Source organism: Janthinobacterium silvisoli (genome assembly GCF_014200725.1).
Classification (GTDB): Bacteria; Pseudomonadota; Gammaproteobacteria; order Burkholderiales; family Burkholderiaceae_D; genus Janthinobacterium.
Genome location: NZ_JACHCL010000001.1, coordinates 1,415,929 through 1,437,083, shown reverse-complemented (window position 1 = coordinate 1,437,083; position 21,155 = coordinate 1,415,929). Strand labels below are relative to the sequence as shown.

Below are 21,155 nucleotides of genomic sequence, written 5' to 3'. Positions count from 1 at the left end.
CTTATTTCCCATTACGCTTTTCGATGGTCTGTTTCAGCCATTCGGAAAAATTGGCTGCAGCAGGGCCATTTTGTGCGGCCGCCAGCTGGGGCAAATCGCTTTCCTGGCGCGGCACGGTCGCCAGCGCATTGACACGGCCGGGCGAAGCGCCGACGACGATCCACTGGTCGCCAACTTCGATCAGCACCACGCGCTCGCGTCCGCCCAGGCTGAGCGAACTGACGACGCGCATCTTCGCATTGCTGCCCATGGCTTTGGCGCCGTAGCGTTTCATGAACCAGGCCAGGCCCATCAGCAGGGCCAGCACGAAGATCAGGGCAAAAATGGTTTGCAGCAAGCTGCCAGCCGAACTGGTGGGCGTCGCCATCGTCATCGGCGGGCCGGCAGGCATGGCGGGTAGCGGGGCGGCAGCCGGTGTACTGGCTTCGGGTGCGGATGCGACTGGCACAGAAGCGGTGCTGGCTGCTGCGTCAGGAGCGCTGGCGCTGATCGAGGCGGCGGCCTCGGGAGCTGGAGTGGCCGCAGGCGCAGCATGGGCGATACAGCATGCGGCCGCCAGCGGCAGCAGCACGGTGGAAATCAACAGGCCAGGCTTCATTTATTCAGTTTTCGGATGCGTTCGGACGGCGTGATGATATCGGTCAGGCGGATACCGAACTTGTCGTTCACCACCACCACTTCGCCCTGGGCGATCAGGCAGCCGTTGACCAGCACGTCCATCGGTTCGCCAGCCAGGCCGTCGAGTTCCACCACGGAACCTTGCGCCAGTTGCAGCAAGTTCTTGATGGCGATCTTGGTGCGGCCCAGTTCCACCGTCAGCTGTACGGGAATATCGAGGATGAAATCGATATCGTTATGCGTCTCGGACTTCGAGGCTTGCTTGGAAAAGTCCTTGAACACGGCGGCGCTGGCCGCGCTGGCGGTATTGGCGGCCTGGTTTTGCAAGGCTTCGGCTTCCGCCTTGGCTTGCTCGGCAATGGCCGCGCCCCAGTCGTCGTCTAGGCTTTGATCGTCTTGGTTGTCGGACATGTCACTCTCCTGTTTTTTACGTCTACTGCTTATTTGATGTTATCGGCATTGGCGAGCAGTTTCTCGACCTTTAATGCATATTGTCCGTTCAATACCCCGTAAGTGCAATCCATCACGGGCACGCCGTCGACGGTGGCGGCGATCAGTTCGGGGATGTTGAGCGGAATGATGTCGCCCACCTTCATGTTCAGGATCTCGTCGAACGAGACGCGCGCCGTGCCCAAGGACGCCACCAGTTCCACTTCGGCGATCTGGATCTGCTGCGTCATCAAGCGGATCCAGCGCTTGTCCACTTCCAGCGCCTCGCCCTGCAGGCTCGATGTCAGCGAATCGCGGATCGGCTCGATCATCGAATACGGCATGCAGAAGTGAATCTGGCCCGACACCGAACCCAGCTCCACCGTGAAGGTCGACGCTACTACCACCTCGTTCGGCGTGGCGATATTGGCGAACTGCGTGTTCATTTCCGAACGGATATATTCGAATTCGACGGGGAACACCGGCTCCCACGACTTGGTATAGGCTTCAAACACGATATCGAGGATGCGCAAGATGATGCGCTGCTCGGTTTGCGTAAAATCACGGCCTTCGACGCGCGTGTGGAAACGCCCATCGCCGCCGAACAGGTTATCGACCAGCAAGAACACCAGGCCCGGATCGAATACCATCAGGGCCGTGCCGCGCAAGGGCTTCATGTGTACCAGGTTCAAATTGGTAGGCACCACCAGGTTGCGGATAAATTCGCTGTATTTCGATACCCGCACGGAACCGACAGACACTTCAGCGCTGCGGCGCAGGAAGTTGAACAGGCCCACGCGCAGCAGGCGCGCGAAACGTTCGTTGATAATCTCCAGCGTTGGCATCCGGCCGCGCACGATGCGCTCCTGGGTTGCCAGGTTGTAGGTACGAACTCCCGTGACGTCTTCCGGCGCCTGCGCGTCGTCCTGGTCTCCGTTGACGCCCTTGAGTAGGGCATCGACTTCTTCCTGGGAGAGGAAATTATCGGCCATGGCTGCTTATTGAATGATGAATGCGGTAAATAAAACGTCTGACACTTCTTGCTCAGGCCCTTTATCCACGAAAGGCTGGTTCACTTGGGCAATGATTTCTGCCGCCAGTTGCTGCTTGCCTTCCACGGTATTGAGTTCCGAAGCTTTTTTGCCCGACAGCAGCAACAGCAAGCGGCTGCGCACTTTGGGCATGTTCAGCTTGATGTTATCCATCTCTTCCGGATTGGGCACTTGCAGCGTAAAAGCGATCTGCAGGTATTGTTCGCCATTTTCCGGCTGCAAGTTGACGGTAAAGGAATCGATGGGCACGAAAACGGGCGGGCCGGCCTTGGACACTTTTTTCTTGCTCGGTGCGCTATCTTCCTTGTCAGCCTTGCCATGCAGGAAATACCAGGCCGCACCGCCGCCCACGCCGCCAGCCAGCAGCACCGAGGCCAGCACAATGATCAGAAGCTTCTTTTTTGATGCGCCAGCCGGTGCCAGGGGTGCATCTGCTTTCGGATCTGCTTTCATTTTTGGATTTGCTTTCAATGGTACTCGAGTGCATGGAAGTGGATCACGACGCCATTATGTCATTATCGGCAAATTCTGCGCAGAAGGATGCGTTGAAAAGAGGGCCTAAGCGCGCTCAACTCGATGTTTCTGCACGAAAAGTTCTAAACCAGGGTGCGCCAACGGCCAGCCGCTGGCGGTTTTCGCTCAGGCAAAGGTATCGACGGCGCTCAGCGAGGCGCGCGAGCGGCTGGCCGTTGCCGGGGCGATGGCGATTTCGCCACCCGTCACATTGCTGCCCGAGTTGCCATGGCTGCCACGGCGGCCATCGGAGGCCATTTCACGGTTGCCCTGGTTCTGCTGTTCCTGCGTGCCGGCCGAAACGGTGGCGTTGCCAAACGCAATCCCCGCTTCGCCCATCATTTCGCGCAAACGGGGCATGGCCGCTTCCAGCGCCTGGCGTACTTCAGGCTGGGCCGACATGAAGGCGGCATTGGCCTGGTCATTGGTAACGGTCAAGACCACTTGCAGCGGGCCAAGGTCCGGTGGATTCAGGGTCAAGGTGGCGCTCTGGTCACCGCCAGCGGCCATCCAGACGACTTTTTGCCCCAGTTGCTGGTCCCAGGCTGGCGTGCCGATCCGTCCTGCCAGCTTGTCGGCCGGCACGGCGGCTGCTGCCGCCTGTTGCAGCGCGGCCGGCTGCAACTGCGCCGCCAGTTTGCTGATATCGGTGGGGGCTTCCTTCAGCAGCGGTTCGGCCAGCGGAGCGGCGTTTTTACCTGCCGCCGCCACTTGCAGATCGATAGCCAGTTTGTTTGCATCGGCCTTGCCGGCTTGTGCGCCAGCACCCTGCAGCGGCGCGGCAGCCTTGCCTTGGGCCTGACCCAGGCTGTCGGCAAAGCCGGCTGCCGGAGTTGCGCCCTTGCTCACGCCGTTAGCTGTGTCGGCCGGCACCTTGCCGCTGGCCAGCAATTGCGCCGCCGTCAACCCTTTGCCGGCACTTTTTGCTGCCAACGAGGTTGCTGGCGTTTCGGCCGCAGCCTTGCCGGCCGCTGCCGGTTGCTGCATGGCCAGCTTGATGCTGCCCACCAGCGCCAGCATGGCGGCGGCCGGATCTTCCGGCGCCTGCTGCGCTGCTGTATTGGCAACGCTTGCGGCTTGCTCGGGCTCATCGCTGTCTTTGGCACTGCTTGCCGGTGTATTGGCCTTATTGGCGGCCTGCGCAGCGTCTGTTGGCGCAGCTTCGCTGGCCGGTGTTTTGGCGGCGGGCTGTTGTGCCGCTTGCTGCGTTGCCTGCGTTTGCGCACCCGCTTGCGCCTGCTGGGATGGCTGGGGTGGCTGCGCCGGCGCTGGTGCCTGCGACTGTACCTGCGCCGCCTTGCTGCTCAGCTGGCGCTGTTCGAGCTGGCGATCGAGGGCGCGCTGGAAATCGCCATCGGCAGTTGGCTGCTGGCTGCGGTTGGCAGGCCCTGGCGTGGCGTTTGGCGATACTATCTGTGAAATCGGTGTAGGCTGGGTTTGCATGATCTTGCCTTAATGCTTGAGCGGTGATGAGCGTCTGTTTTTAGCGTCCGCAATTAGCGTCTGTTTTTTAGCGTTTATAGTAGGCTTGTCTGGCGGCGTGCTCATCCATTGCCTTCTGGTCGCGCTTGTTTTCCAGCTTCAGCGCCTGTTCCTGCGCCCGCTTGTCGAGCGTGGTGTAGGACATGCGCTTGCGTTCGGCGTCTTGCCAGCGCACTTTTTCCATCTCGCTGCGCGCCTGCGCGTGGTTGACGACTTGCTGCTGGCCCAGGATGGCGCTGTCGAGCTTATGCATGAAGGCCTGGAAGTTGCGATACGCCATGGGCGTGATGCCATTCGCCATGCTGGCCTCAAAACGCTTGGCATAGTCGTCCCGGTAGCCGGACAGCATATCCAGCTTTTCCTTGCAATCGTCGAGCGCTTTCAGGGCGGCGCCCAGGCGCTTGGCGCAATCGTCCGTCTCGCGCTGGGCAAGGTCGATCAGGGTTGCTAATTGGGAGGGAGAGGCCATGATGAATTATATTCCCGGCATGCCCCGCTCGATCACTCGAATAGAGCGGTAAGTTGCCCCAAGCTCTCGTCCATGCTGACACGCTCGGTAATTTGCTGTTGCAAAAAGGCTTCAATTTTTTCGTGCAGGGCGATCGCCTGATCCAGCACGGGATCGGTGCCGGCGCTGTAGGCGCCCACGCTGATCAGGTCACGGCTGCGCTCGTAGCGCGAATACAATTGTTTCAAGCGCCGTGCCCGCTGCTGGTGCTCATGGGTGGTGATCGAGTGGGCCGCGCGCGAAATCGACTGTTCTATATCGATAGCCGGGTAATGGCCGGCTTCGGCCAGACGGCGGTTGAGCACGATATGGCCGTCCAGAATCGCCCGCGCCGAGTCGGCGATCGGGTCTTGCTGGTCGTCACCCTCGGTCAGCACGGTATAAAAGGCGGTGATGGAGCCGCCGCCTTCCTCGCCATTGCCGGCCCGTTCTACCAGCACCGGCAGCTTGGCAAACACGGACGGTGGATAACCCTTGGTGGCGGGCGGCTCGCCGATGGCCAGCGCAATTTCACGCTGGGCCATGGCGTAGCGGGTCAGCGAATCCATGATCAGCAGCACGTTCTGGCCCTGGTCGCGGAAGTATTCCGCGATCGCCGTCGCATAGGCGGCGCCTTGCAAGCGCATCAGCGGCGGTGTGTCGGCCGGCGCGGCCACCACCACCGAACGGGCCAGGCCCTCGGCGCCCAGGATTTGCTCGATGAATTCTTTTACCTCACGGCCCCGTTCGCCGATCAGGCCGACCACGATCACGTCCGCTTCCGTGTAGCGGGCCATCATGCCCAGTAGCACGCTTTTACCGACGCCGGAACCGGCAAACAGGCCCATGCGCTGGCCACGGCCCACGGTCAGCATGGCGTTAATCGAGCGCACGCCCACGTCCAGCGTATCGACGATCGGTGCGCGGCCCAGCGGATTGGCGGGGCGCACGTTGATGGGGGCGCTATCGACCGTATGCAGCGGGCCTAACTGGTCTAGCGGGCGGCCCGCGCCATCGAGCACGCGGCCCAGCAGTTGCGGGCCGACCGGCAAGTGGCGCGCACGGTCGCTGGGGCGGCGGCGCGGGTGCGCTACGCTGCCCGGGCGGGGAATTGCCGGTTCGACGGAAAACACGCGGGTGCCGGGCACGATGCCCTCGACGTCGCTTTGCGGCATCAAGAACAGGCGGTCGCCTTCAAAGCCCACCACTTCCGCCTCGACCCGGCCGCCATTGGGTAGCGGCACGGTGCAGGCGGCGCCCACGGCCAGGCGCAAGCCCACCGCTTCCATCACCAGGCCGGCTACGCGCGTGACCCGGCCCGACACTTGCATGGGTTCCACGAAGCCGACGACGGCCGCGCAGTCGTGCAGATACGCGCGCCAGTGCGCCGCATGCTTGCTGGCGGAGCTGGGCGTTTGCTCGCTCACGGCGCCAGCCAGTCCAGGTCTTTGCCCAGCGCGTGCGTCAGGCGCTGCCAGCGGGTGGACGTCTGCGCATCGATCTGGTTGCTGGCCGTATCGATCTTGCAGCCGCCCCGTTCAACCGTCGGGTCTTCGATGATACGCCAGCCGCCCTTGTCGATTTCATCGCCGATGCCGTCGCGCACGACTTGCGCATCTTCCGGATTGAGCATCAAGAGGGCAGGTTGTTGTAAAACGGGTAAATATTCGATGGCTTCGCGCACCAGCGGCAGCATCAGTTCCGGGCGCACGGGCAGGGCGCTTTTCAGCATGCCCTTGGCCAGTTGCAAGGCCAGTTCCATCACATCGTTGGCGATCAATTCGTCGGCATTGCCCACCGCGTTGCCAAACTCGACGGCGATGGTTTGCAGATGCGCCAGTTCCACCGCCGAGGCTTGCTTGCCTTCGGCATAGGCTTGCGCATGGCCATCGGCATGTCCTGCCGCATGGCCTTCGGCATAGCCGGCGGCGCGGCCTTCCTCGAAAGCGCTGGTCCGCGCCTGCTCGCGGATGGCGTCTATCTCTTCCTGGGTGGGGGCGACCAGCGGTTCTGCCTGTGCTTCTTCGGCTTGCAGTTCAGCGTAGGCATCGATTTCTACCGGGCTAGGCTCGAGCAGCTTGCGCGCGGCCACCACGCTCGGGCGGTCGTCGCCGAACGACGTCATCTCCCAGCGCTGGTAGGCTGTTTGTTGCTCTTTGGGAATAAAGTTAGACAAACGAATCCTCGCCTTTTCCACCCAGTACTATCTGCCCTTCATCCGCCAGGCGGCGCACGATTTGCAGGATCTGTTTTTGCTGCGACTCCACTTCCGACAGGCGCACAGGGCCTTTCGACTCCAGGTCTTCGCGCATCATTTCGCCAGCCCGCTGCGACATATTCTTGAAGATCTTGTCGCGCAGTTCTTGCGACGCGCCTTTCAGGGCGATGATCAGCATTTCCGACTGCACTTCGCGCAGCAGCAGCTGGATGCCGCGGTCTTCGATATCGATCAGGTTATCGAACACGAACATTTCGTCCATGATCTTTTGCGCCATGTCGTTGTCGTAGTTCTTGATGTTATCCATCACCGAACCTTCTTGCTCGCCGCTCATGAAGTTCAGGATTTCAGCGGCGGCGCGCACGCCGCCCAGCGACGATTTCTTGATGTTTTCGTTGCCGGACAACAATTTCGTCAACACGTCATTCAATTCGCGCAAGGCCGCTGGCTGCACCCCGTCCAGGGTGGCGATGCGCAGCACCACGTCATTGCGCAAACGGTCCGTGAAGTGGCCGAGGATTTCGCATGCCTGGTCGCGTTCCAGATGGACCAGGATGGTGGCGATGATTTGCGGGTGTTCGTTGCGGATCAGCTCGGATACGGATTGCGAATCCATCCATTTCAGCGATTCGATGCCGGACGCATCCTTGCCGCCGAGGATGCGCGACAGCAGCACGGAAGCCTTGTCGTCGCCCAGCGCCTTGGTCAGCACCTGGCGGATGTATTCGTCCGAATCGAGGCCGACGGTGGAATTGAGTTCCGTCTGCGAACGGAAGTCGTCGAGCACTTCGACCACCTGTTCGTGGGCGATGCCCTTCATGGTGGCCATGGCCGCGCCCAGTTTCAGCACTTCGCGCGGGCCCAGGAATTTCATTACCTCGGCCGCTTCGCTCTCGCCCAGGGCCAGCATCAGGATGGCCGCTTTTTGCAGTCCCGTCGATTCAGTCATTATTACCTACCCATGCTTTGATCACGTTGGCCACGACGCGCGGATCTTCCTGCGCCAGTTTCTTGGCCATCGCCAGGTTTTCGCGGTAGCCGCGGGCCGTATCTTCTTCCAGTTCTTCCAGCTCTTCTTCGCTGAGCAGGACGTCGTTTTCTTCGCCGGGCTTGACCAGCGCCGGTTCGACCACGGGCGGAGGAGCGCCAAAGTCGTCGATCTTGCGCATCACAGGGCGCAGCATCGGCCGCACGATCTTGATGAACAGATACAGCAAAATCAGGGCGGTGATCAGGAACTTGGCCAATTCCTTGGCGAGCGGCAAGTTGGCCGGGTCGCGCCACCATTCCAGCTTGCCTTCCGGCGCGCGCTCGATGCCGTCAAACGGCGAATTGGCCACGCTGAAGCTGTCGCCGCGGTCCTTGTTGTAGCCCATCGCTTCTTTGACGAGGTTGTTGATCTGCACCATTTCAGCCGGTGAAATCGGCGTCACCGTGACCTTGCCATCCTTGTCGAAGCTGCGGCGGTAGTTGACCACCACCGCCACCGACAGCCGGCGCAAGCCGCCCATCGATTTCTGTTCGTAGCGCACTGTCTTGTCGACTTCATAATTGGTCGTCGATTCCTTTTGCGTGGGCGCCGCTGGCGTGGCCGGCGCTGCGCCTGGCGCTTCGGTCGTCAATGGCGCCGTAGCGACGCCAGGCGGCTGGTTCGACAGTGCACCGGGCACGCCCGATGGATTGGCATTGCCGGCGCCCGTCGATTCGCTCGTTTGCTGGCTGCGGATGGCCGACGCTTCCGGCGGTGAATTCGGCTTGTAGGTTTCGGCCGCTTGTTCGGTTTGCGAAAAATCCACGTCCGCCGTCGCTTCGGCGCGCACATTGCCTTCGCCTACGATGGGCAGCAAGATCGATTCGACTTGCTTGACCACGCTTTGTTGCAGTTGCTGCACGTATTTCAGCTGGTTCGGATCGAGGTTCTTGACGCCGTTGGCGCGGTCGCGGTCCTTGTCCTGGTTCGACAGCAGGTTGCCGGCCTGGTCTACCACCGTTACATTCACGGGCAGCAATTCAGGCACGCTGGACGCTACCAGGTGCACGATGGCGCTTACTTGCAGCTGGTCGAGGCCACGGCCGGGGTGCAGGTTGAGAAATACGGAAGCGGTGGGTTTTTGCTGGTCGCGCACAAAAACCTGTGGTTTGGGCAGTGCCAGGTGAACCCGTGCCGTATCGACGGCAGAGACCGCTTCTATGGTTTTGGCCAGCTCGCCTTCCAGTGCACGCTGGAAATTGACTTGTTCCAGGAACTGCGACACGCCCAGTTTCTGGTTTTCCATCAGCTCGAAGCCCACATTGCCACCCTTGGGCAAGCCTTGCGCTGCCAGTTTCAGGCGCGCATCGTGGACTTGCTCGGATGGCACGAGGATGGCGCCGCCGCCCTCGGAAAACTTGTGCTTGATACCGAGCTGGTCCAGTGAGGCCGTGATGGCGCCGCCGTCGCGGTCGGTAAAATTGGAAAACAGCACCTTGTATTCAGGTGGCTGGTTCCACATGTACAGCGCTACGCCGATGGCGATCAGCGCCGCCACGCCCAGGCCGCGCAGGAAATTCTTGCCCATTGGCGTCTTGGCGAAGGCTTGCACGGACTCCACGGGCGTACGGGTGGGCGCCGGTGGTGGTTGGTTCAGTTCGATGTCTTCCGCTACAGCCATGATGGGTTTCCGGGCGCTTGTGTTTGCTGGTGGGTGGTTGCCGCCTCGGATGAAGGAGGGGGCGATAGTGTGGATTATCCGTCACTGTCACGCGCTTCAATCGCCCAAATAGAAGGCGCTTTCGCCGCCTGCTCGGCCGAGCAGCTGGCGCTGGCGCTGGTATTGTGGGACCTTGGCAACACTTGGTAGTAGTCATTGTACCCGGCGTTGCCTTGCTGGCCAGAGTTTTGTTCTCTGGAAGCAACACGCACAATCAGACGCAATCAGACAGTAATCAGATAGTAGGCGGGGAGGCAAAGTGAAAACAGGCGGTATCGATAGCAGCAGGATCGAGGCGATGATCGCGCAACTGAAGTCGGCGGCCACGCGGCCGGACGCCAAGGTGCCGATGATCCAGACGGAAATACCGGCGGCCAAGGTCAATTTTGCCGACGCCCTGAAAGGCGCGCTCGATTCCGTGAGCGCCTCGCAAACGGCGTCGGCAGACTTGGGCAAGCGCTTTACCATGGGCGACGACAGTGTCAGCCTGTCGGACGTGATGGTCTCGATGCAAAAGTCCAGCATCGAATTCCAGGCGTCGGTGCAGGTGCGCAATAAGTTGGTGTCGGCGTATCACGACATCATGAATATGCAAGTGTAAACGTCTTGCCAAAGCTACTGCGCGGCGCCCTTTGCGGCTTGCGGTGTTTACCGCCCTTCGCTGTACTTCAGTACGGCTGCGCTTTCCGGCCACAAATCATCGCCGCTCGCCAGGCTTTTGCCAGACGTTTTCCTGGTTTTAAAAGCTTCGTTGTAAAAGCACTTACCCTAGCCCTGCCAGGCGTGCATTGCGCTCGCGCTCCAGGCGCGTGATATAGCGCTGCACATGGGCCAGCATGCCGCGCGGCAAGTCGATGAACTGGCAGCCCAGGCGGCGGTTCAGCTTATTGTTCAGCAATGTCATGTCCAGCGAATTACGGATCTGCAAGGTGGCCGTGACGATGCCAACGTCGGGCAAGTCGATGCGGCAGCCCGGGTAATTCTTGCCGATGGTTTCGCCCAGCATCAATTTATTGTCCATCATGGCGATGCCGCCACAGCTGATGTCGGCCAGCGGGAACAGGGTATCCAAGCCGCCCAGTTCAGATGGCAAGGGAATCGAGACGCGCACCGGATTGCTGACGGGCGTGTTCATGCGGTAATACTCGCGCCGCTGCAAGCGGATCAGGGTCTCCGGCACGGCGATTTTCAGTGCTTTTGTCCCTTCGTGCAGGCACTCTTCCACCAGTTCGCTGCTAAACAGGATGCGGATCTTGTCGAGCGTGGTTTCAAACGAAATGCCGGTGGCGGCTACCATGCGCCGGTTCTGGTCGGCATTCACGGAACGGTCGAGGATAACGGTATTGCGCTCAGCATCGACTTCCAGGATGGATGTCACGCATACATCGGATTCGCCATGGATCAGCATGCGGATCAACTGGTTCTTTTCGCCTATGCTGCGTAGCAGGGCGATGATTTCCCGCCGCGATTCCACTTCAAAGTCATGCCAGTTTTCGAGGCCGGAATCCATAATATGAGCTTGCATTGATACCTGTCTATCGGTCTATGTATCGGTGGTAAGGTGACTAGTGTCTGGCGCAGGCGGAAGCGGCTCGCCCTTGGGCCCGCCATTTGCCGATTCGATATGATATAACCAGGCCAGCAGTTCCGCAATCGCCCGATACAGGCCAGGCGGGATCTGGCGGTCCAGGTCGACATCCATCAACAAGGCCACCAATTCCTTCGATTCATGCACGAACACGCCATGCTCGCGCGCCGTGCTGATGATTTTATCTGCGATCAGGCCGCTACCCTTGGCCACTACCTTGGGCGCTGGCGTGCCGCTCTGGTAGGCCAGGGCGACAGCCGTTTGCGGCACCTTGCGCTTGGTGTCATCAAGCATCGCCGCTCCCCTCGTCGCCTTCTGCCGGTTTGGTCGCGATGCTCAGGGCCGACAAGGGCCAGCCGGCCGCATCCAGTGACGCTTCCAGTTGCGCCGCATGCCGGCGCAGGGTCTCGGCGCTGTCGGCGCTGCCGGCCTGCATCTGGATTTGCACCTTGCCACCGTGCAGCACGACTTGTGCGCTGATGTCGCCGAGCAAGGGAAACTGGAAGCGCACGCCGCTGCGCCAGGTGGCGGCCTCTTCGTCATCTGCGCCCGCATGGGCTCCTCCCTCGGGGGCATCCTTGGTGACATCCCACTGCATTTGCTGGCCAGCCCACGCTTCGCCCTGCCATTGCACGCGCGCTTGCTCATGCGTATGCAGCTGTAAATTGATCAGCTGGGCCGAGGCCAGGTCGGTGCCGCTCCTGGGTATATCCCCCTGCAAGGCCTTCTGCATTTGTGGTTCCAGCAGTAGCGAGGCCAGCGGGCGCTTGCCTTCGGCCCATTCGGCCACATGCGATTCATAGAACAGGCCGCTACTACCCACGGCGTCGCGCAGGTTTTGCGCCAGTTGCGCGGGATTGGCCTGGCCCTGGCCGCTCATCAGGGGAGTCTTGCCGAGTAGTGCCAACGGTGTATTCGGTGCGCTTTCGGCCTGGCGCAGCACGCTGGTGATGGCGCGTGCGGTGGTGCTCAGTTCAGGCGCAGGCGTGTCGCCACCGAGCGTGGGCAGCAGATTGGCTGGCGTCAGGGGCGCGCGGCTGAGCAGGGTGGCGGCGGTGCTGGTGGTCCGTGTGCCGGCCTGGGCGCCCGTAGCCGTGGCCGATTCGGGTTCGGCCTCGGCTTCGGCATAAGTGAGCATGGGGCCGCCCGGGTTATCGCGGCCGGCGCCGACCTGGAAGGAGGGACGGGGATTGATGCCGAGCAAGGTCAGCGGGATTTCCGCACCCAGCTGCACGCCGGCCGGCAATTGCATGCGCGCTGGCGTGCCAGCCACGCGTACCAAAAAACTGCCGTCAGTCAGGCGTGCCAGCACCTGGCCCTGCATCGATTTGCCGACCAGCCCTTGCAGCGAGCGCTGGAAATCCGCCTGGCGCGGATCGGCTGCCGTGTCGGCCGGCCGCGTGGCCTTGACCGGAGTCAAGGGCGTCATGCCGATGGCGTCCATCTTCGGCAACATGCCGCCCTCCGTTTGCTTTAAACGCCGTAGGCGTTGGCCAGGCGTCGTTCCGTGCCGGTACTATTGATCAGCTTAGACAGTTGCGCCATCCAGGGCATGGTCAGGTCGCGGATCTTGCGGTCGTCTTCCAGCATCTGCTTGATCATGGCCACCTTGCGCTGGCGGCCCGTGCTCTCCAGCAGCACCTGTTCTTCATTGGCTTTCAGCGTCGCCACGTGCGCAGTGACGCGCTGTTCCAGCACTTCGAGCTGGTCCCAGTCGGCGTTGCCGGCGGCGGCGACCATCAGTCCTGTCAGGGTTTGCATGGCTTCGTAGGTATTCAATACTTCTTGATTCGTCATCATGGATCAGGCGCTCGCTAGGCTAGGCATACGTTTCAAATCGGCGCCGGGGGCGGCGGCAGGAGTGGCGCCGATGGCGTTCCACGTTTCACGCAGGTCGGACAGCAGGCGCTGCACTTCTTCCAGCATGCCCAGGTCGTTATTCAGATTGGCCGTCAGCAGGCGCGCGCTCATGTATTCATACAGCGAGTCCAGGCCTTCGGCGATCTGGCCGCCGGCTTTCTTGTCCAGGCTGGCACGCAAGCCATTGTCGATGATCTGGATGGCTTTCGAGATGGACTTGCCTTTTTCCGGCACATTGCCCGACTTCAGGTGCATCTGCGCGCTGAGCACGGCCACCAGCGCGCCGTCATACAGCATCACGATCAACTTGTGCGGCGAAGCCGAGACGATGCCTGTCTCCAGGCCGACCTTGGCGTAGGCATTCACGCCACGTTGTTGGGTTCCAAACATGTGTTTCTCCTGAGGGCATTCTTAGCGGTTGGCGGCAATCGATGCCAACTGCTGGGTCAGATAGGTTTGTGTCGACTGCAGGCTGCTCAAGGTCACGTCCAGGCGCGTGAACTGGGCACGGTAGCGCGCTTCGATATCGGTCAGCTTGGCGCTGAACTTGTCGCGCTGGTCCGCCACATTCTTGATACTGTCATTGATACTCTTGCTGCGGTTGGTGATCATGCCATCCGTGCCCAGGAAGGACGTGGCCAGGTTATTCAGCTGGTAGGCATAGCCTTGCGAAAAGCTCACCGTGCCGCGCGGTCCTGTGGTGCCGCCCGTCACTTCAATCTTCAAGCCATCGGCATCCGAACCCGGTGCGCCGGTCAGTGTCTGGCCTGAGCCGACCACAGGCTGGCCACCCAAGGTGCCAGCCACGTCGGCGCCCTTGACAGGCGTGGCCGTGCCGAACAGGGTGTCGAAGCCGGTGCCGGTGCCGCTGGAAAGCGCGATATTGGAGACGGAACCGTAGCGCGCAGAGGCCAGCACCAGGTGGCCGCTGCCGTCGATCGAGGCGGACACGGTGGAGCCGACGTCGGAAAACGCCTTCACGCCATTGATCGACGACTGGATCAGCGAAGCCATCTGGGCCGGCGTGTAAGTGCCCGCCGGAATGGTGACGGTGGCCGTATTCTTGGCCACGCTGCGCACCGTATCGTTGAGGGTCACGTTCCAGGTGGTATCGCTGGCGATGGTGGTGGTGGCCGGCAGCACGCCCGTCGAAGTGAGCGAACCCTGGCTGGCCATGGTGGTGATGGTCAGGTCATAGCTGCCCGGCTTGGTGGCGGCGGTGGAGCTGGTGAAGGCGACGTTGCTGTCAGTAGCCTTGCCCAGGGCCGAGAATAATCCGCCGATATCGGTAAAATTGGCGCTGATGGCGGCGTCGAGCTTGGTGCTGTCGAGCGTCAGGCTGCCATCTTTCTGGAAGGAAATGCCAACCTGGCTCAGGGTGCTCAAGTTGCTGTTCAAGCCCGTGATCGGCGCGCTCAACTGTTTGCGCAACTGGCTCTGGATCGATTGCACGGTCGAGTCGCCTAGCAGCACGCCGGCCTTTTTCGTATCCGGGTCGTACGAGGTCATCTTGCCGATCGCCGTATTGAGATCGTTATATGCCTTGACGAAAGCGTTGATGTTGGTCTTGACGGTCGACGTATCTTTCGATACCGACAGGCTGGTGCTGCCGATCTTGGTAATGTTCAGGGTGACACCTTCGATGGCGGTGTCGACACTGTTCGAACTGTTCGTGATGGGAATACCATTGACGCTGAAGGCGGTATTTTGCGCCGCGCTGTTCTGCTTCAGGTTTTGCGTGCCCGCTACATCGTAGGACAGCAAATCGTTCAGCGCGCTGTCGGCCGGCTGGCCATCGCTGCCGCTCAGGGAAATCTTCATGGCCGAGCTGGCGCCCGTTTTCGAGGAGGCGAGTACCAGGTGAAACGGTTTGTCGCTACCGTCCGACACGATGCTGGCAGTCACGCCCAGGCCCGCGTTATTGATGGCGTCGCGGATGCCCTGCAAGGTGTTGTTGGTCGAATCGATCACCACCGTGCCCGTCGCTTGCGTGCCGTCCTGGGTAAAGCTGGTATTCATGTAGGCGCCGCCGGAACCGGCCGTCAAGCCTGCCGCAGCTGGATTGCTGCCACCGATAGTGATCGGGCTGGCATTGCCCGACGCCAGGCTGATGGTGCTGGTAATGGTGACGTTCGAGCCATCGTTGGTGGCGGTGGCGCTATGGCCGATGCCGCCCGTCACGCCGCCCGTCACGACTTCCTCGATATTGATGTTGGATCCATCGGCGCGCGTAAATTGCAAGGTGCCATCGGCTGCCTTGCCCGTCACCGTGATATTGGCGGCGGCCAGCGCATTCGAGACGGCATTCGGGCCTTCCAGCGTGGTATCGAGCGAGGCTGCCGTAATGCCGTTGCCGGCGGCGACGCCATTGCCCTGGGTAACGATCTCGATGCCGCCCACCGACAGCGAATATGTGCCGTCGGCACCCGTGCCGATATTGCCAAAACCGTTGAACATGGTAGCGCTGCTGGCTGCTGGCTGGGCCGTGGCCGTGACGCCGGTGGTGCTGCTCTTGGCATTGATGGCATCGGCCAGCGCGCGCGCGCTCTTGGTGGTCGCATCGGTTGGAATGGCCGTTCCATTGATGGTCAGGGAACCATTGCTGACACCGGTCAGTGCGGTGGTATTGCTCAGTGCGGTGCCGGCCAGGCCGAAGGTGCCGCCAGCAACTGAACCGAGCTGGAAGGAAATCGTGGTCTTGGCGCCCAGGCCGATGGTCGACAGTTTGCTGGCCATGCCGCCCGAGGTCAGGGTCTGCGACTGCGCCAGCTGGGTCACATTGATATTGTAGTTGCTGGGGACAGCCTTGGCGCCGGCCGTGGCGCTCAATACCAGTGGATCGGCAGGGGTGGCGCTGACGGCGCGGAAATTATTCGCATTCGATAGTCCCGACAGCGAGTTCTGGAAGGTGCCTACCGCGCCGCCCAGGGTGCCCATGGCACTCAGGGTCGCCTGGTAGGAAGCTGTTTTTTTGTCGTAGGTATTGAGTGGCTGCGATTCTGCGGCCATCAACTTATCGATGATGGCGTTGACGTCCAGACCACTGGCGCCGATACCGGGGGATGACAAGGTTGGAGTGATGGCCACAAAATGCTCCTAGGAAAACGCTAATATAAGCTGTTATCGGCAGAATCAATCAGGACTTGAGAGGGGGATTTACCGCGCTGTTTTCAGTTCGGCGAAGAATTTGGGAAATTGCTGCGAGGAAATTGCCAAAAAGAACAAAAAAAGAAGCCAGGTATTGGTGTTACCTGGCTACCTGGACTTATCTTGCTTGCAGTGCTGGGATGCCCATACCGTAGCACAAATCATCGATCACGCACTCTGGTCGATCAATTGGCCTTTGGCCATTTCAAAGGACTTGGCAATTTCCAGCGCTTCCTTGGTGGGAATTTGCCGCAGTACTTCCTTGGTTTCCTGGTCGATCACTTTGACCACCGTGCGCTTGCTATCTTCATCGATGGAAAATTGCAGGTTCTGCGTCTTGATGCGCGGCGATTGATTCAATTCCGACACAGCCTTGTTCAATTGATCACGGCTGGGTTCGCCACTTTTCTGCTGTTGCGTAACGGTATCGGTCGCTGTCGCCGCCCTGGCAGCTGGTCTTGCCGCAGGCGTGTCCGAGGCGTAACTCTTGTCTATCCTGGCCGTGGTAGCGGCCGCTATCATATCGATAGTCATGGTGCTCTCCTATTGAAAATTCCCCTGTCGAATAAATCCGGCAGGGGAATTGACTCCAGCGCTATGACGGGATGACTCCCGTCATCAAGCCTGATTAGCCACGCAGCAAGCTCAACACGCCGTTAGGCAGCGAGTTTGCTTGTGCCAGCATGGCGGTACCAGCTTGTTGCAGGATCTGGCCGCGGGTCAGGTTGGCCGTTTCCGAAGCAAAGTCGGTATCGACGATGCGGCTGCGCGACGAGGACAGATTTTCCGTAGTCGATTGCAGGTTGGAAATTGCCGACGAGAAGCGCGATTGCAGAGCACCGTATTGAGCGCGTTGGCTGTTGACCGTCGACAGTGCTGCATCGGCAATCTTCAGTGCCAATTGAGCGCCGTCGAAGCTGGTGACATCGATATCCGATACGGCGGCCAGCTTAGATGCGGCGCCGGATTTTGCCAGGCCGAGGCCGGAGCCTGCGTCCGTAACGGAGAAGCTGCTATCCGAATCAAACGTGACAGTGCCGTTAGCGGTAGCGGAGACGCCAGCAGCATTGACAGCGGTATTTTTGATACCTTTTACGTCATACGTACTGACATTGATCGCTGCAGGTGTGGTCGTGATGTTGTCGGTGATAACGATGTCAGAGCCGTTCGTGTTGCTCAGCTTGATACCGCCATTTACAGTATCGTACTGTGCAGTTACGCCGGTCTTGGCCGATTGTGCATTAATGGCATTGATACCCGCTGCGAAGTCGGTCGCAGAATTGCCGCCAGCGCCAACCGAGAACGATACGTTGACCGGATTGGTGGTTGCGTTGTTGTCAGACGCGATTTGGAACGAGTATGCACCACTTGCGGTCAGGGCCAGATTAGCTTCTGTCTTGGCGGTTGCTGTCACGCCGGTAGAGCCGGTTTTCTGATTGACTGCTGCTGCAATCGATTTTGCCGTGTCAGTTGCGGTGGTGGTGTAAGTGGACGAACCCAATTTGCCGTTAATCGTGACAGCCTGGGCAGCGACGACGTTGGTCGCTGGGGCTGCGGCAGTACCAAGCTTGGCCGCGGTCGCATCGTTTTGAACGCGGTTGTTGCCGTAGGTATTGGTCAGGAAGTTCGCGCCATTGGCCGAAATCAATTGGTTGGCATCGGCGCCGACCTGGAAGTTGGCCGTACCCATGGTGCCGTCCAGCAGCGCCTGGCCGTTGAACGAGGTGGTTTGGGCGATGCGGTTCAGTTCCGAGCTCAGTTGGCCTACCTCGGTTTGCAGCGCCTGGCGGTCGCTCGACGAGTTGGTGGCGTTCGACGATTGCACGGCCAGTTCGCGGATACGTTGCAGGATGTCGCCCGAGCTCGACAGTGCACCCTCGGCCGTTTGGGCCAGCGAGACGCCGTCGTTTGCATTGCGGGTGGCTTGGGTCATGCCGCGGATTTGCGAGGTCATGCGGTCAGAAATCGCCAGGCCAGCAGCATCATCCTTGGCGCTGTTAATACGCAGGCCGGAGGACAGGCGTTGCAGCGAAGTGTTCAGGGACGATTGCGAAGTCGACAGATTGCGTTGTGCATTCAGCGAGGCGATATTGGTATTAATTACTGCAGCCATGTTAATTCTCCAGACAGGTACTACATTGCGCTATGTGCTAGTCACTTTGGCCTGCCCCGCTGTTCCGGGACAATTAAGCCGCTGTTGTTTAGGGTAACGGTTGCTGTGTGGGAAAATTTATGGTGAAAAGAGCGCTAAATTTTCATTTTTTACCCTTCAGTTTGTGCCGCGCCGCGCGCTAAACGACATGATTTTCGAAATCTTGAGGGTGAAAATAATTTATTTTTTCGCCTGTTGATATGGCACCAAGACGCTGTCTAAGCTCAAAGTATTGTCTGTTTAATATTTTCACTTGAGCAGCGCCCGCTTTCCATGAGAGTGTGATGGCTCAGTTGGCCGGCTGCCAGACGAAATGGTCGCCCACGGCCTTGATCGTGCCGATGCCCGGGAACGGGAAATGCGGTGCGAAGATGGTTTCGTGGTTGGCCGCCAGCTTGGCCAGTTCGGCACGGCGGGTGGCGGCGCCTTCTGTGCGGTCCTTGTCGAAGGTGATGGTCCAGTCCGGTTTGGCGAGCGACAGGATCGGGCTGTGGACCAGGTCGCCCACGTCGAGCAGCCGCGCCTTGCCCGAAACGATCTGGTAACCCACGTGGCCAGGCGTGTGTCCCTTGAGCGGCACCGAGCGGATGCCTGGCGCGACCTGGTCGCCGGGCGCGAACGTGACGACCTGCGGCGAGATGATTTTCACCAGCGCTGCCATGTTCGCTTGCTCCTGCAGCCAGGCCCAGTCGGGCGCCGAGATATGCACGGTGGCTTTCGTGAAAGCCTGGGCGCCGTCGCGGGTGAGCAGGCCGCCGACATGGTCGCCGTGAACGTGGGTGATCAGCACGTCAGTGATCTGCTCTGGCGTGTAGCGGGTCTGCTTCAGGCTGTCGAGCAGCAAGCCCTGCGCGGAAGGACCGAGGCCGGTGTCGAGCAAGATGGTCTTTGCCCCGTCCTTGACCAGCAGCGCGTCGACGCTCAGATCGATGTGGTCGGTCGATGCGCCGGCCTCTGCCAGCACGGCAGCCACGGCGCTGGCGCCGGCCTCCGCGCCGAAGACCCTGGCGTCGTTGGGGATGCTGCGGACCTTGTCGCGCAGTGCAATGACTTCGAGCGCGCCGACATGGAAGGTATGCGCGACGGGGCCGTCCGGCACGGCGGCGGCGGGTGTGGTGGCCGAGCTGGCGGCACTGGCGGCGGTGCTGACCGCCAGCCAGACAGCGAATGCCAGGGATTTTTTCATGATTTTATTTCCTTTGGATTAATGGTTGGATGGCTGGCACGGAGCGCAAATGCCTGCTCTGCCATAGCATCATATGGCGAAATAAAAAATGCCGCCCAGCCTGGCGGCGGAGCGGCATCTTGCTGGCGCCAGTGGACTGTATTCAGTCCGCTACCACCACCCGGTTCTTGCCCGACTGCTTGGCCTGGTACATGGCGCGGTCGGCGCGCTTGACCAGTTCATTTTGATCTTCATTCGGGTGGCGCAAGGCTACGCCGGCGGAAAAGGTGATCAAGACTTTTTCATTTTCATGCAGGAAGAAGTGGCGCGTCAGTTCGCGCTGCAGCCGGGTCATGGTCGAGGATGCGGCCTCGACTGTCGTTTCCGGCAGCAGGATCAGGAATTCCTCGCCGCCGAAGCGGGCGATGACATCCATCGAGCGCAGGGTTTCCTTGACGATTTTTACTAGGTGTTTCAGCGCGGCATCTCCGGCCAGGTGGCCGTAAGTGTCGTTGAGGCGCTTGAAATCGTCGAGGTCGAGGATGGCGATGCACAGCGGCGTGCCGCGGCGGTCGGAGCGGGCCGTTTCGCGCTCGAACACATCTTCCAGGCCACGCCGGTTCAGGCTGCCCGTCAACTGGTCTTCACGCACCAGTTCGCTCATATGCTGCAGCTTGGCTTCCAGCGTGTGGATGCGTTGTTCCGCGTCCTGCACTTCCTGGCGTGCCAGCACCATCTTGTCGCGCGCCAGCAGTGCCTCGTTCTGCACCAGGCGCGTTTCGCGCAGCACTTCGTCCAGCACCACGTTCAGATCGCTGATATTTTCCGCCTGGCTGATTTTTTCCGAATAGCCGCCGATCTTTTCATGGAAGTCGCCCGTGCTGGCCGCCACCTGGCCCAGGCGGTCGATAAAGGTCATCATCATGTTCTTGACCGTCAGTTTGACGTCCGACAAGCTATGCTTGAGCTGGCCTTGCTTGTAAATGACTTCCTTCAGGCTGCGGGTGGCGTCTTCCAGCGCGCGCTGGTCCAGCGGTCCGGCGATCAGGTTTTGCACGGCGTCGACCTGGCCGCGCAGCCAGCTGTCGTCGTCGAGCAACTGGCTGACATTGTCCAGCAGCAATTTGAACAGGCGCAGCAGCAGTTCCTGCTGTTCGGCCGTGTCGCCGCTTTTCAATTCGATCTGGTAGCACAGCTGCTTCAGGCGCACGGCCGCTTCGTTCAGCGCATCTTCCGTATGGGCCTGCTTGATGGCGGTGCCCAGCGATTCGGCTTCGTCCACCAGCGCGGGCGTGCCGGTCAGCAAGGTAGCGACGGCAAAGCTCAGGGTGCGGCTCAGCAATTCGCGCAAGGTGCGCGTCTGTTCGCCATCGGGCAGTGGCGGCAACTCGATGCCGCCGCCTTTCTTGGTTTGCTTTTCAGCCAGTTGCGCCAGGGCGCGCGCATAACTGTCCCAGTCGCGGGCCTTCAGCGCGCGCTGGAAGCGCTTGCCAAAGTCGCCCAGTTCGCCCGCCGATTCACTCATCTTGCTCGCAAACTGCGTCAGCACGTGTTCGGCGCCGATTTCGGTCGGGGAGCTGGCTGCCAGCACGGCTGCAGGAGCCGTCTCGGCCGCTTCGCTGATGCCGGCGATTTCATTGTAGATGTCGCGGTAGGCGCTGGGCGTGGGTGCGATGCGGCGCGTCGCCAGGCGGCGAAACGCTTCGCGCGCGATCTCGGCCGGATTCATTGCAGCCGAAGCTGCAGCGGCATTC

Annotated in this window: 21 protein-coding genes; 1 reads left to right on the top strand and 20 read right to left on the bottom strand. The window is 60.7% G+C overall.

Going from position 1 to position 21,155, the window contains the following annotated elements; genetic code table 11:
- Position 1: 1 nt before the first annotated feature.
- The 10 genes from fliO to fliF form a co-directional block, all read right to left on the bottom strand.
- Positions 2 to 598 (bottom strand): flagellar biosynthetic protein FliO, encoded by a 597-nt coding sequence (gene fliO, locus HDE75_RS06465; protein ID WP_183675685.1) that lies wholly within the window; start codon positions 596 to 598, stop codon positions 2 to 4.
- Entirely contained in the window at positions 595 to 1,029 is a 435-nt protein-coding gene (gene fliN / locus HDE75_RS06460) for a flagellar motor switch protein FliN (protein WP_183675686.1), read from the bottom strand. Before fliN ends, fliO begins: the two co-directional genes overlap by 4 nt.
- Positions 1,030 to 1,058: 29 nt before the next feature.
- The gene (gene fliM, locus HDE75_RS06455; protein WP_152248580.1) at positions 1,059 to 2,039 is read right to left on the bottom strand and encodes a flagellar motor switch protein FliM; all 981 of its coding nucleotides are present in this window, start codon (positions 2,037 to 2,039) and stop codon (positions 1,059 to 1,061) included.
- A 6-nt stretch (positions 2,040 to 2,045) separates the two neighbouring features.
- Positions 2,046 to 2,552, bottom strand: coding sequence for a flagellar basal body-associated protein FliL (gene fliL, locus HDE75_RS06450; RefSeq protein WP_183675687.1), 507 nt, complete (start codon positions 2,550 to 2,552; stop codon positions 2,046 to 2,048).
- 186 nt (positions 2,553 to 2,738) lie between these two features.
- The gene (locus HDE75_RS06445; protein WP_183675688.1) at positions 2,739 to 4,055 is read right to left on the bottom strand and encodes a flagellar hook-length control protein FliK; all 1,317 of its coding nucleotides are present in this window, start codon (positions 4,053 to 4,055) and stop codon (positions 2,739 to 2,741) included.
- A 67-nt stretch (positions 4,056 to 4,122) separates the two neighbouring features.
- The gene (fliJ, locus tag HDE75_RS06440) at positions 4,123 to 4,563 is read right to left on the bottom strand and encodes a flagellar export protein FliJ (protein WP_183675689.1); all 441 of its coding nucleotides are present in this window, start codon (positions 4,561 to 4,563) and stop codon (positions 4,123 to 4,125) included.
- A 32-nt stretch (positions 4,564 to 4,595) separates the two neighbouring features.
- A complete protein-coding gene (gene fliI / locus HDE75_RS06435; protein WP_260173904.1) occupies positions 4,596 to 5,912 on the bottom strand; it encodes a flagellar protein export ATPase FliI in 1,317 nt (438 codons plus the stop codon).
- A 92-nt stretch (positions 5,913 to 6,004) separates the two neighbouring features.
- Complete coding sequence (locus tag HDE75_RS06430; protein ID WP_183676613.1) at positions 6,005 to 6,706, bottom strand: flagellar assembly protein FliH; 702 nt, start codon at positions 6,704 to 6,706, stop codon at positions 6,005 to 6,007.
- 43 nt (positions 6,707 to 6,749) lie between these two features.
- Positions 6,750 to 7,748, bottom strand: coding sequence for a flagellar motor switch protein FliG (gene fliG / locus HDE75_RS06425; protein ID WP_183675691.1), 999 nt, complete (start codon positions 7,746 to 7,748; stop codon positions 6,750 to 6,752).
- Positions 7,741 to 9,450, bottom strand: coding sequence for a flagellar basal-body MS-ring/collar protein FliF (fliF, locus tag HDE75_RS06420; protein WP_183675692.1), 1,710 nt, complete (start codon positions 9,448 to 9,450; stop codon positions 7,741 to 7,743). The genes fliG and fliF overlap by 8 nt, the downstream gene beginning before the upstream one ends.
- A 298-nt stretch (positions 9,451 to 9,748) precedes the next feature.
- On the opposite strand from fliF, the gene fliE reads away from it, so the two are divergent.
- A complete protein-coding gene (gene fliE, locus HDE75_RS06415; RefSeq protein ID WP_183675693.1) occupies positions 9,749 to 10,090 on the top strand; it encodes a flagellar hook-basal body complex protein FliE in 342 nt (113 codons plus the stop codon).
- A gap of 162 nt (positions 10,091 to 10,252) precedes the next feature.
- Here the strand turns inward: fliE and HDE75_RS06410 are convergent, their stop codons facing one another.
- The 10 genes from HDE75_RS06410 to HDE75_RS06365 all read right to left on the bottom strand — a co-directional run bounded on the left by HDE75_RS06410 (position 10,253) and on the right by HDE75_RS06365 (position 21,130).
- The gene (locus HDE75_RS06410) at positions 10,253 to 10,999 is read right to left on the bottom strand and encodes a flagellar brake protein (protein ID WP_183675694.1); all 747 of its coding nucleotides are present in this window, start codon (positions 10,997 to 10,999) and stop codon (positions 10,253 to 10,255) included.
- A 33-nt stretch (positions 11,000 to 11,032) separates the two neighbouring features.
- Positions 11,033 to 11,371: an EscU/YscU/HrcU family type III secretion system export apparatus switch protein gene (locus HDE75_RS06405; RefSeq protein ID WP_183675695.1), complete on the bottom strand. Its 339-nt coding sequence runs from the start codon at positions 11,369 to 11,371 to the stop codon at positions 11,033 to 11,035.
- Positions 11,364 to 12,533, bottom strand: coding sequence for a flagellar hook-length control protein FliK (gene fliK, locus HDE75_RS06400; protein ID WP_183675696.1), 1,170 nt, complete (start codon positions 12,531 to 12,533; stop codon positions 11,364 to 11,366). Before fliK ends, HDE75_RS06405 begins: the two co-directional genes overlap by 8 nt.
- 17 nt (positions 12,534 to 12,550) lie before the next feature.
- Complete coding sequence (locus HDE75_RS06395) at positions 12,551 to 12,877, bottom strand: flagellar protein FliT (protein WP_183675697.1); 327 nt, start codon at positions 12,875 to 12,877, stop codon at positions 12,551 to 12,553.
- A 3-nt stretch (positions 12,878 to 12,880) separates the two neighbouring features.
- Entirely contained in the window at positions 12,881 to 13,327 is a 447-nt protein-coding gene (fliS, locus tag HDE75_RS06390) for a flagellar export chaperone FliS (RefSeq protein ID WP_183675698.1), read from the bottom strand.
- A gap of 21 nt (positions 13,328 to 13,348) precedes the next feature.
- On the bottom strand, positions 13,349 to 16,024 hold the full coding sequence (gene fliD / locus HDE75_RS06385) for a flagellar filament capping protein FliD (RefSeq protein WP_311735075.1): 2,676 nt from the start codon (positions 16,022 to 16,024) through the stop codon (positions 13,349 to 13,351).
- 228 nt (positions 16,025 to 16,252) lie between these two features.
- Entirely contained in the window at positions 16,253 to 16,618 is a 366-nt protein-coding gene (locus HDE75_RS06380) for a flagellar protein FlaG (RefSeq protein ID WP_183675699.1), read from the bottom strand.
- Positions 16,619 to 16,712: 94 nt separating this feature from the next.
- Positions 16,713 to 18,197 carry a flagellin N-terminal helical domain-containing protein gene (locus HDE75_RS06375; protein WP_183675700.1) on the bottom strand — a complete coding sequence of 495 codons (1,485 nt, stop codon included), beginning with the start codon at positions 18,195 to 18,197 and terminating at the stop codon, positions 16,713 to 16,715.
- Positions 18,198 to 18,525: 328 nt separating this feature from the next.
- Complete coding sequence (locus HDE75_RS06370) at positions 18,526 to 19,422, bottom strand: MBL fold metallo-hydrolase (protein WP_183675701.1); 897 nt, start codon at positions 19,420 to 19,422, stop codon at positions 18,526 to 18,528.
- A gap of 142 nt (positions 19,423 to 19,564) precedes the next feature.
- Complete coding sequence (locus HDE75_RS06365; RefSeq protein WP_183676615.1) at positions 19,565 to 21,130, bottom strand: GGDEF domain-containing protein; 1,566 nt, start codon at positions 21,128 to 21,130, stop codon at positions 19,565 to 19,567.
- Positions 21,131 to 21,155: the final 25 nt, after the last annotated feature.